Annotated in this window: 8 protein-coding genes; 4 read left to right on the top strand and 4 right to left on the bottom strand. The window is 70.0% G+C overall.

Annotated features, from left to right (window positions below; genetic code table 11):
* Positions 1 to 29: 29 nt before the first annotated feature.
* Positions 30 to 1,649, bottom strand: a complete 1,620-nt coding sequence (locus tag P3X83_RS39740; protein ID WP_277310570.1) for an XRE family transcriptional regulator — start codon at positions 1,647 to 1,649, stop codon at positions 30 to 32.
* Positions 1,650 to 2,001: 352 nt separating this feature from the next.
* Here P3X83_RS39740 and P3X83_RS39745 point away from each other — a divergent pair, with 352 nt between their 5' ends.
* From P3X83_RS39745 to P3X83_RS39760, 4 genes are all read left to right on the top strand, one after another.
* Complete coding sequence (locus P3X83_RS39745) at positions 2,002 to 2,286, top strand: hypothetical protein (protein WP_277310571.1); 285 nt, start codon at positions 2,002 to 2,004, stop codon at positions 2,284 to 2,286.
* Between the two features lie 384 nt (positions 2,287 to 2,670).
* Positions 2,671 to 3,687: a mechanosensitive ion channel family protein gene (locus tag P3X83_RS39750; protein WP_277310572.1), complete on the top strand. Its 1,017-nt coding sequence runs from the start codon at positions 2,671 to 2,673 to the stop codon at positions 3,685 to 3,687.
* 42 nt (positions 3,688 to 3,729) lie between these two features.
* Positions 3,730 to 4,152 (top strand): globin, encoded by a 423-nt coding sequence (locus P3X83_RS39755; RefSeq protein WP_277310573.1) that lies wholly within the window; start codon positions 3,730 to 3,732, stop codon positions 4,150 to 4,152.
* A gap of 28 nt (positions 4,153 to 4,180) precedes the next feature.
* Positions 4,181 to 5,719 carry a glycoside hydrolase family 13 protein gene (locus tag P3X83_RS39760; RefSeq protein WP_277310574.1) on the top strand — a complete coding sequence of 513 codons (1,539 nt, stop codon included), beginning with the start codon at positions 4,181 to 4,183 and terminating at the stop codon, positions 5,717 to 5,719.
* 14 nt (positions 5,720 to 5,733) lie between these two features.
* Here the strand turns inward: P3X83_RS39760 and P3X83_RS39765 are convergent, their stop codons facing one another.
* From P3X83_RS39765 to P3X83_RS39775, 3 genes are all read right to left on the bottom strand, one after another.
* Positions 5,734 to 7,029: an MFS transporter gene (locus P3X83_RS39765; RefSeq protein WP_277310575.1), complete on the bottom strand. Its 1,296-nt coding sequence runs from the start codon at positions 7,027 to 7,029 to the stop codon at positions 5,734 to 5,736.
* A 132-nt stretch (positions 7,030 to 7,161) separates the two neighbouring features.
* Positions 7,162 to 8,826 (bottom strand): energy-dependent translational throttle protein EttA, encoded by a 1,665-nt coding sequence (gene ettA / locus P3X83_RS39770; RefSeq protein ID WP_277310576.1) that lies wholly within the window; start codon positions 8,824 to 8,826, stop codon positions 7,162 to 7,164.
* Positions 8,827 to 8,938: 112 nt separating this feature from the next.
* On the bottom strand, positions 8,939 to 10,390 hold the full coding sequence (locus P3X83_RS39775; protein WP_277310577.1) for a GGDEF domain-containing protein: 1,452 nt from the start codon (positions 10,388 to 10,390) through the stop codon (positions 8,939 to 8,941).
* Positions 10,391 to 11,140 lie beyond the last annotated feature (750 nt).

Raw genomic sequence — 11,140 nt, forward strand, 5'->3', positions numbered from 1 at the left:
CAATCCGGACGATGACCTGCCCGGATTGGCTACGTGATCGGTCTGCCCGGCTCCTCGTGCCCACGGCCGGACTGCGCGACCGCGCTCCTGTGCGCCTGCGCGTCGTTGGTCAGAGCGCGGACGAGATCGAGGTACGGCGTCAGCATGGGGTGTTGCGGCGACTTGGCCTCCACCATCTTGGCGAGTTCATGCGCGCGCTTCATCACGATGTCGGTGCGATAGTTCTCCTCAAGGTCTCGGAGGATCTTGAAGCCGATGTTCATCGCCTCGTCGCAGTCACCCTCCAGGACCTTGCACTTGGCCCGGTCGAAACGGATCAGCAACGGGTCGAGCCACTCGCTGGGGCCGTACTTGGCGAGCGCCTGTTCCAGCACCATGTCGGCCTCCATCGCCTGGCCGAGCTTGACCAGGGCGTCGCCCTGGTGGAAGTAGAGCTGCCTCTCGGTGTACCCGAACGCCGAGTCGTCCTGCTCACCGGGCGTCATCTGGGAGAAGGCCGCCCTGGCCCGTTGCAGCGCCCGCTTGACCTGATCGACCACGTCTTTCTTGCCGCCGCCCGACAGGGCCGCCAGCGCGCGGGCCTCCACGACCGGAGCCATGGCCTGCGCGGCGCAGGGGGTCTGCCCCGCGAGGTCACGGCTCTTCTTGGCGAGGTTCAGCGCCTCGCGCGGGTCGCCGTAGTAGAGCGGGACCAGTGCCTCCCTGGCGCAGACCCAGGCGCGCAGCGCGCGGTCGCCGGTCTCGTCGGCGGCGGTGCGGCCCGTCCGGAAGAAGGAGCGGGCCAGCCGGTGGTCGCCGAGATTTATCATGATCATGCCGCTCAGCCCGGCGAGCTGGGCGGCCATCCGGCACAGGCGCTCCTGCAGATCGATGGGCTGGCGCTTGTCCATCGCCTTGCGCACCGCGCTGAACTCCAGCATGACGTCGCACAGCAGGCGCAGCGGCGGGGTGTTCATGTACTGGCGGCCGAACCCGGCGGTGGCCTCCTCCCACTGGTCGAGCATCGCGGGCGAGACCGTGGCCGACACCAGGGTCTCGTCGAGCCTCCTGCGGATGTTCTCCACCGCGCCGTGCACGGGGGCGTCGAGGCCGCCCATGCCGTCCTTGCCGCGCAGCAGCGCCAGGAGCGTACGGCGCAGCACGTGCTCGTCCTCGTCGCCGCCCGGACCGGACGAGCCCGCGGACGTCGGCGGGGCCCACTGCTCGCGCCCGCCGGACGGCCCCGCGTGCGTGGACCTGCCCTCGTGCGGCTCGCCCCGGCCGGGAAGCGGGCCCTTGTGGGTGTGGCCGCAGATGCACGGCCCGTCGTAGCCGAGCGCCGCCGGCTCGACCCGGTAGACGGAGCACAGGTAGTGCAGGTACTCGGGGCCCGGGCGCTTCAGGCCGCTCTCGTAGGCGGACAGGAGCGTCTCGCCGATGCCGGGCGGCGGCTTGCCGTCGCGTTCGAACAGCGCGCGTACCTGTTCTATGACGTCGGCGAGCGCGATTCCGTGCGCCAGCCGGTGGCTCTTGACTCGGGTGGTGCCGAACTGTGTTGAGCAGGTTTCATGGATCTCTTCGGCGATCTGAGCCGCGATACGGCCGACGGCCAGGCCTTTGGCCCGGATACGCCGAGCTAACTCGGTCTCCCTGTGCTGCCTGCCGGACATTCCGGCCCCTCTCCCGACGGCCAGCTGGGCGGGCTGGCCTCTGTCATGACCGTCCCCACTCGCTGACGCAGCGTAGCTCACAGGTTGCACACCGCGCCTAGGAGAATGATGGACCACTAATGAGAACTTGAAAACGCCCGGAAATTGAGCGTCGGCTAAGGATCGTCTCCCGCCGGACGGTTTCTTTCAACCCACTTGTGACAATGCCTCTACTCGGAGTGGTCAGAGCCTCGTTGACCACATCGGTGTCCTGAGTCATGTTGGGCCGACCAGAACTTCGGCGGCAACGACCGGCGCCCGCGAACGACCCGTCACACCGGTGCCGGCGGGCGACACACGAGGAGGGGACGAAGTGGCCGAGGACGACTTCGGGCGCCTTGAGCGACTGGTGAGCGAACTCGACGCCCACGGACTGCTCGCCCGGGTGGTGCGCACCCCGGCGGGCCGTGCGTTCGTCCGGGTGATCAACCCGGCCGCGACCAGTCTCGCGGAGAACGTCACGTGCAGGCAGGTGACCGTGCCCGACCAGCTCGACTGGTACTACTGGTGGTCCTGGGGCGAGCTGATGCACCGCGCCGACGACCCGGCGGGAGCGGCGACCAAGGTCGCGAGAGTCCTCGCCGCGGTGGGGGAATGACCGGACGCGCGGCGGCCGCGGGGCGCGGCCACGGCCGCCGCGCGCCCATCGCGGCTTTCCGTTGATCACGAAATCGACCCGGAATCACAACGAATCAAATCTGTCAGATTGAGCGCAGGTGATGGTAAGGCGCGACAAAACGTCCTCCGGCAGGTCCGGAGGGCCATCGGGGGCCCCTCCCGGTAACGGCACGGAACACGCTCCGGGTGCGTGTTCGTGCCGAGCCGTCCGCCACCGGAGCGCCCGGCCCGCCCTCCGCGGCCCGGACCGGGTATGCCCGTCTTCCCCGGCGTGATGTGACGGCGGCCGGTTCGGTCGGCACTATTGGGGGAGTCCTTCGACTCGCCCGATTGCCGGCCGAACCGATCCGGGGGGATCCCACACGTGTTGCCGCTCGTGTTCAACGTGCTGCCGCTCGCGCCTGCCAAACCCGCGCCCGCTCCCGACCTGCCCTCGATCTCCGACCTCACCAACACGGTCGCGAGGGTGTGCTCCGGCGGATCCGGTGGTGATGTGCTCTGCCCGCTGTTCCGGAGCTTCCTGCCCGAGAACATCGCGCCACTGGCCACCTGGCTCGTCATCATCATCTTGACCATGATCGCGGCCATCGTACTGCGCAACCTGGTACGCAAGCTGATCATCCGCGCGACCCGCAGGGCCGCCGAGGGCGTGATCCCCGAGCGGCTGCGCCAGCGCGGCGGCGCGGCGCTCGACGACGGCGCCCTGCTGCTCAACGAGCGCCGACGGCAACGGGCCGACACCCTCGGCTCGGTGCTCAGCCACATCGCCAACATAGTGATCATCGGCACCGCGGTGCTCATGATCCTCTCCCAGTTCGGCGTGGAACTCGCGCCCCTGCTGACCAGCGTCGGCATCCTCGGCGTCGCCGTCGGGTTCGGCGCCCAGGAGCTGGTGAAGGACTTCATCGCCGGCATGTTCATGCTGCTCGAAGACCAGTACGGCGTGGGCGACGTGATAGACGTCGGGCCCGCCGTCGGCACCGTCGAGGCCGTCACGCTGCGGGTCACCCGGCTGCGCGACGTGGACGGCCGCGTCTGGTACGTCCGCAACGGCACCATCACCCGGATCGGCAACGAGTCCCAGGGCTGGTCACGCGCCTCACTCGATGTCCCCGTCGCCTACGACTCCGACATCCCCGCCGTGCGCGAGATCCTCAACCGGGTCGCCACGGAGCTGTGGGAGGACACCGACTACCGCGACCGGGTGATCGTCGAGGAGCCGCAGGTCTGGGGCCTGGAGCAGATCTCCGACACCGCGGTGATCTTCCGGATCAGCGCCAAGACCCTCCCCGCCCGCCAGGCCGAGATCGCCCGCGAACTCCGCATGCGGGTCAAGGCCGCGCTCGACCGGGAGTCCATCCCCTTCGTCTCCACCGCCTGAGGCCGTACAGGGCGCTGTGGCGGGTGACTTAGGCTGGGTTGCATGTCAGGGAACGCCGAGGAGCCGGAGAGCTTCTACGAGGCCGTGGGAGGCGAAGAGACCTTCCGTCGCCTGGTCCACCGCTTCTACGAGGGCGTGGCCGATGATCCGCTGCTGCGCCCGCTCTACCCGGAGGAAGACCTCACCGGGGCCGAGGAGCGGCTGCGGATGTTCCTGGAGCAGTACTGGGGCGGCCCGAACACCTACAGCCATCGTCGCGGCCACCCACGGCTGCGGATGCGGCACGTGCCGTTCGTCATCGGGTCGGCCGAGCGCGACGCCTGGCTGCGCCACATGCACGACGCGGTACTCTCCCTGGAGCTGCCGAAAGACCAGGAGACGCGGCTCTGGGACTACCTCGTCTACGCCGCGCACAGCCTGGTGAACGCGCCCGACGTCCCGGCCGCCCCGCCGTCCACGGCATAGCCCCGGCGGGAGCGGGCACCCCGGAAGCATGACCTCGACCTCCCCCTGGTGGCATGACGCCGTCGTCTACGAGATCTACGTCCGCAGCTTCGCCGACGCCTCGGGCGACGGCGTCGGCGATCTCGCGGGCATCCGCGCCCGACTCGACTACCTGACCGGCCTCGGGATCGACGCGATCTGGCTGACCCCGTTCTACCCCTCCCCCATGGCCGACGGCGGCTACGACGTCGCCGACCACCGAGACGTCGATCCGCTCTTCGGCGACCTCGCCGACTTCGACGCGCTGCTCGCCGAGGCCCACGCCCGGGGGCTGCGGTTGATCATCGATATCGTCCCCAACCACAGTTCCTCGGCGCACCCGTGGTTCCGCGAGGCCGTCGCCGCCGCACCCGGCTCCACTGAGCGCGACCGCTACATCTTCGTCACCTCCGGCGACGAGCCGCCCAACAACTGGCAGTCCACGTTCGGCGGCCCCGCCTGGACCCGCCTGCCCGACGGGCAGTGGTACCTCCACCTGTTCGCCCCCGAGCAGCCCGACTTCAACTGGCGCCGCCCCGAGGTGCCCGCCGAATTCCTCGACGTCCTGCGGTTCTGGCTCGACCGAGGCGTGGACGGCTTCCGCATCGACGTCGCCACCGGCCTGTTCAAGGAGGAGGGCCTGCCCGACGCTCCCCCCGCCGACCAGGCGTTCAAGGCCGAGTCGCCGATCTGGGGCCGTCCGGAGGTGCACGAGGTCTACCGGGAGTGGCGTGTGCTGCTCGACTCCTATCCGGGCGAGCGGATGGCCGTCGGCGAGGTCTGGACCGACTCCGTCGAAGACCTCGCCCGGTACCTGCGGCCGGACGAACTGCACCAGAGCTTCAACTTCGCCTGGCTGGAGGCCCCCTGGTCGCCCGCCTCCTTCCGCAAGGTGATCGACGACACCCTCGGCACCGTGCCCGCGCCGACATGGGTATTGTCGAACCACGACGTCGTCCGCCACCGCACCCGCTACGCGGAGTCACAGCCGGGCGCGGGCCTCGCGCGGGCCAAGGCCGCCATGCTGACAACTCTTGCCCTACCTGGGTCGGCGTATCTCTACCAGGGGGATGAACTCGGCCTCCCCGAAGTGAAGGACATTCCCCAGGAACTACGGCAGGATCCGATCTTCATCCGCACCAAGGGTGAACTCGCGGGCCGCGACGGCTGCCGCGTCCCGCTGCCGTGGTCGGGGACGGCCGAGCCGTACGGGTTCGCGGGCGAGGGCGTGCTGCCCTGGCTGCCCCAGCCCGCCGAATGGGCCACCCTGACCGTGGAACGCCAGACCGGCGACCCCGGCTCGACACTCGAGTTCCACCGCACGGCCCTCGCTCTGCGCCGCCGGCTACGCGACTCCCTGCCCGCCGGAATCGACTGGCTCGACTCCCCTGACGACGTGCTGACCTTCGCCCGCGGCTCCCTCATCTGCGTCCTCAACTGCGGCACAGAGCCCACGCCACTCCCCCCGCACCAAAACGTCCTCATCACCAGCGCCCCCCTCACATCCGCTCTTCTCCCGCCCGACACCGCCGCCTGGCTCACCCACTGAAGTTGACGGGCTCCTCAGCCGCGGCAGGGGGTGGGGGTGCGGTCTTCGCGCGGGGTGGGGCGGGCGGCCGCCTTGGCGGCGGCTGCGCGGCGTTCGGCGACGATCGGGATCAGGGGGACGGCGGCGAGGGCGCAGAGCGCTCCGACGCCGAAGCCGGCCCAGTAGCCGGAGACGCCGATCACCACGCCGAGGGCGGGGACGGCCAGGAAGGAGACGACATTCTGGACCGTGTTGTGCGCGCCGAGCACGCGCCCCGCCCAGCCCGGACCCGCGAGTTCCCCCGCGCCCAGGTAGGCCAGGCCGTTCCCGCTGACCGTGACCACGGCGGCAAGGGCCAGCGCCGCGACCCCCGCCCACGGGCTCATCCGCTCGGCCACCGCGAGCAGGCCCATGACCACGGCGGTGGCCACCACGATCACCCGGAGCGGAGCCATGCGGCGTCCCGTGCGGTCCGACCAGTATCCGGCGGCCAGCCGGGCCGCCGCGCCCACCAGGGCGGCCGCGCCGAACACCCGGCCGGCGTCCACCTGCGACCACGCGTGGCCGTCGACCAGGCTGCTCACGCCGTAGGTGCTGACCACGAACTGCGGCACCACCAGCAGCGCGCTCGTCGCGTGCACCCGCCACAGTTCCGGCTTGCGGTACGGCGAAGGCGAAGCTGAAGGTGAAGTGGCTGAAGGTGACGCTGAAGGCGATGCGGCCCGTTCGGCAGGCGCGGACGCCGTGGCGGGCGCGGTGCGCGGGAGCGGCGGGTCGGCCACGAACACCGCCGCCAGCACGCCCGCCACCAGTGTGGCCAGGGCGCAGGCGAGCAGCGCGCCGCCCAGCCCGTGCGCGCGGGCCACCGGCGGCAGGACGAACGCGGCGAGCCCCATGCCGAGCAGGAAGGAGACCTGCCGCAGCCCCATCGCGATCCCCCGCAGCTCGGGCGGGAACCAGCGCAGCACGATGCGCCCGCCGCCCACGATGGCCGCGGACCCCGCCGCGCCCATCAGCGCGAGCACCACACCGAGCACGGCGGGCTGGGACGCCATGGCGGCGAGCCCCAGCAGCAGCGCGCAGCCCGTGACCCCGGTGCCGAGCACCACCCGCTCACCGCTCCGGTCGGCGAGCATGCCCCACAGGATGAGGCACGCCATCGCCCCCACGCTCGGCGCTCCGGTCAGGATGCCCGCGACGGCCAGGGACACGCCCAGTTCGTCACGGATCGCCGGAAGCAGCACCGGTAGCCCGAACATCCCGACCGTGGTCAACGTGTGCGCGTTGACACCCAGTGCCAGGATCCACCATCGCCGTCGCACATTACTCACACGGCCATGGTCGCCCGGACCCCTACCTCTCGGCCAACCACTAAAACCCCCCTTAAACTTCCACCCCGGCGACGATACGGACATACGGTACGTCTTTCCGACATTGCCAGGTGATCGCGGGGTTGTGCGGTCTTAGTCGCGCCGAAGCTGCCGGTAGGTGACCCGATGCGGCCGGGCCGCGTCCGCGCCCAGGCGGTCGATCTTGTTCTTCTCGTAGTCGGCGAAGTTGCCCTCGAACCAGAACCAGTTCGACCCCTCCTCCCAGGCCAGGATGTGGGTCGCGATGCGGTCGAGGAACCACCGGTCGTGCGAGGTGATCACCGCGCAGCCCGGGAAGTCGAGCAGCGCGTTCTCCAGGCTGGACAGGGTCTCGGTGTCGAGGTCGTTGGTCGGCTCGTCGAGCAGCAGCACGTTGCCGCCCTGCTTGAGGGTGAGCGCGAGGTTCAGGCGGTTGCGCTCGCCACCCGACAGCACGCCGGACGGTTTCTGCTGGTCGGGCCCCTTGAAGCCGAACGCCGCGATGTAGGCCCTGGACGGCATCTCGACATGCCCGACCTTGATGTGGTCGAGCCCGTCGGAGACGACCTCCCAGACGTTCTTGCTCGGGTCGATGCCCGCCCGCGACTGGTCGACGTAGGAGATCTGCACGGTCTCGCCGACCACGATGGCGCCGTCGTCAGGGGTGTCGTTCCCGGTGATCATGCGGAACAGCGTGGTCTTGCCGACGCCGTTGGGACCGATCACACCGACGATGCCGTTACGCGGGAGCTGGAACGACAGATCCTCGATCAGCACGCGCTCGCCGAAGCCCTTGGTGAGCTTCTGCGCCTCGATCACCGTGGTGCCCAGGCGCGGGCCCGGCGGGATCTGGATCTCCTCGAAGTCGAGCTTGCGGTACTTGTCGGCCTCGGCCGCCATCTCCTCGTAGCGCTGCAGACGCGCCTTGCTCTTGGTCTGCCGGGCCTTGGGGTTGGAGCGGACCCACTCCAGCTCGTCTTCGAGGCGCTTCTTGCGCTTGATGTCCTTCTGGCCCTCGACCCGCAGCCGGGCGGCCTTCTTCTCCAGGTAGGTGGAGTAGTTGCCCTCGTAGGGGTGGCAGCGCCCGCGGTCGAGCTCAAGGATCCAGGTGGCCACGTTGTCCAGGAAGTAGCGGTCGTGGGTGACGGCCAGCACGGTGCCCGCGTACTTCTCCAGGTGCTGCTCCAGCCACTGCACGCTCTCGGCGTCGAGGTGGTTGGTGGGCTCGTCGAGCAGCAGCAGGTCGGGGGCCTCCAGCAGCAGCTTGCACAGCGCCACGCGGCGGCGCTCGCCACCGGACAGGGTGCTGACCTCGGCCTCGGGCGGCGGGCAGCGCAACGCGTCCATCGCCTGTTCGAGCTGACTGCCGAGATCCCACGCGTTGCGGTGGTCGAGCTGCTCCTGGAGTCGGCCCATCTCCTCCAGCAGCTCGTCGCTGTAGTCGGTGGCCATCTCCTCGGCGATCTGGTTGTAGCGATCGAGGAGCGCCTTGGTCTCGGCCACGCCGTCCTCGACGTTGCCGAGCACCGTCTTCGACTCGTCGAGCTGAGGCTCCTGCTGAAGGATGCCGACCGTGAAGCCGGGCATCAGCCGGGCATCGCCGTTGGACGGCTGTTCGAGGCCCGCCATCATCTTCAGCAACGTGGACTTGCCGGTGCCGTTCGGGCCCAGCACACCGATCTTCGCGCCCGGCAGGAACTGCAGCGTCACATCGTCGAGGACGACCTTGTCGCCATGGGCTTTGCGCACGCGCTGCAACGTGTAGATGTACTCCGGCATGCTCTCAAGCTTAGTGGCGGATGGCGACCGCGAGACCGTCCCCGAACTCCTCGCCCATCTTTCCTGGTCCGGCCCGGCAAACGATCTTCGCCCAGGTACGGCCGGGACGCGCTCAGGAAGGTGCGGCGGGCGGTACCTGCCAGGCGGCCTCTTCGCGAACGGCTTCGTGCACGGCTTCGCGTACGGCGGCGCCGTCGGCGTCGGCGGAGGTCTCGACCGGCTCGGCCGCGTCTACGGGCTCCGGAGGACTCACCGGCTCGGGCGGGGCCGCCTGCGTGGTGGAGGTGCCCAGGGTGGCGCTCTTCGCGCCCGCGATCGGCGCGGGCACCGGGGCGGCGGCGGGCGTGCCCCCGCCCGGCACCGGGACGGCGGGCAGGCAGGTGCGGTCGCGGCCCAGCTCCTTCGCCCGATAGAGGGCGAGGTCGGCGGCGGCCAGCAGGTCGAGCAGATCGTCGCCGTGCACAGTGCTGATCGCGAGCCCCACCGAGACGGTCACCGTGATCACCTCGTGGTCGGTGGGGACGGCCATCCGGCCGATGCGCGTGCGCAGCCGCTCGGCGACCCGATGGGCCTCGGCCAGGTCGGCCCCTGGCAGCAGGACCACGAACTCCTCGCCGCCGAACCGGCCCACGACGTCGTATTCGCGCAACTGGCCGCGCAACGCCTTGGCGACCTCGATGAGGACCTGGTCGCCGACCAGGTGACCGAATCGGTCGTTGACCCGCTTGAAGTGGTCGATGTCGATGATCAGCAGGCCGAGGGTGTCTCCGGTGCGCCTGGCGCGCACGATCTCCGTGTCGGCCTCCCGCTGCCAGGCGGCGGCGTTGAGCAGCCCGGTCTTGGGGTCGGTGCGGGCCGCCGCCTGCAACTGGGCGTGCAGCAGGCTGCGCTGGAGCAGCACCACCGGTGGCAGCGCCAGCACCAGCAGGGCGACGTTGAGCCCGCAGGCCAGGCCGACGAGCACGCCCAGACAGAGCTCCACGATGTCGAGCAGCAGGCTCTCGCGGTCCCACAGGACGGCCCGCCACCCGATGTCGGGGTCGGCCAGATGCGCGGCGACGGCGATGAGGGCGGTGTTGATCACGGTGAAGAGCAGCGCGGCGACCACGGCCATGGCGATCGCGGTCGGGGTGGCCGTGCGAAGTTCGATCCGTTCGTCCACCGCCGTGTGGAAGACGACGGACGCCGTCAGCCCGGCCAGGCCGATCGCCGCGCTGCTGCAGACCCTCCGATAGAGCACCGTCTGCCGCACCCGCGTCTGCAGCAGGATCTGCAGCGGGATGGGGGCGAGCAGGGCGTAGAAGGGCGGGAGGAGGAGTGCGACCGGTAACCACCAGGCGGAGAGCAGGTCACGGGACACGCCGGCGGGCATGCCCAGCCGCCGGGTCGCCTCGATACAGACGGCGCCACAGGCCATCAGCGCGACGAAGGTCGCCACGTCCGCCCACCGCAGAGCGGTCTCGGAGCCGACGTAGACGATGCCGCCGACGTGCAGGACCACGATCCCGCACAGATAGACGACCAGCGCCCAGCGCTGCCCGAGCAGGGGCCATCGGTCGGCCAACGCCGAAACGCCGCCGCCGCGAGGCTTTGCCGAGACATGACGTGTCGTCGCCACGTCATTCCCCCTTCCCTGACTCACGATGTGTAACACACTAATTGCGGAGTGTGCGATACGCGAGGCGAACCGATAGCTTGGTCCGCCTTTCCGCACTCAGCCCGGCGGGCCGCCGCCGCCTACCTGCGCGAGGGCGTCCGTACAAGGTCGAAACACACTTCCCGATCACGACGTCCGCGGCCTCACCGAGACCGGCTCGGCAGAACGATCCGCCGTCCCCGCGTCCCATCCGGCCCCTCTCCGTCGCCGCCACGCGATCCTCGCGCCGCCCGCGCACAGCTCACACACAGCCTTCGCACGGCCCACGCACAGTCCTCACGCCCGGCACCGTCTGCGCGCCGCCTTTTGATGGGGTCCGCACCGTGCGGCCCCGGCGGAGCCCTGGGCATCACCCAGGCCGTGTACCCCCACCGCCCCCTTCCCCAGGCGGCCGGGACATGCATGCCGTACCGCGTACGCCACGGTGAGTGACCGCATACCGCCGTCCGACACCCTCGCCCACGGCATGACACACCCTCCCACCCCGGCGCCCGCCAAGTCCTCACACTCACTTACCACGCCAAGCCGAATCACCACCCGGAAAACCCGGTAATCCCCCCACCCCACCCCCAACCTGGAAGGGTGTGTCCAGTTTTCGGTGTATCTCGATCTTGACTAGTTATCGAGTGGTCGGGGTCAGCCGGCCTTCGAAGGTGA

Source organism: Spongiactinospora sp. TRM90649, assembly GCF_029382225.1.
Taxonomy (GTDB): Bacteria; Actinomycetota; Actinomycetes; order Streptosporangiales; family Streptosporangiaceae; genus Spongiactinospora.

Excerpts from the sequence above, each read along its gene's own strand:
- P3X83_RS39740 (WP_277310570.1), bottom strand. The coding sequence starts at position 1,649 with ATGTCCGGCAGGCAGCACAGGGAGACCGAGTTAGCTCGGCGTATCCGG.
- P3X83_RS39755 (WP_277310573.1), top strand. The coding sequence starts at position 3,730 with ATGTCAGGGAACGCCGAGGAGCCGGAGAGCTTCTACGAGGCCGTGGGA.
- P3X83_RS39760 (WP_277310574.1), top strand. The coding sequence starts at position 4,181 with ATGACCTCGACCTCCCCCTGGTGGCATGACGCCGTCGTCTACGAGATC.
- ettA (WP_277310576.1), bottom strand. The coding sequence starts at position 8,826 with ATGCCGGAGTACATCTACACGTTGCAGCGCGTGCGCAAAGCCCATGGC.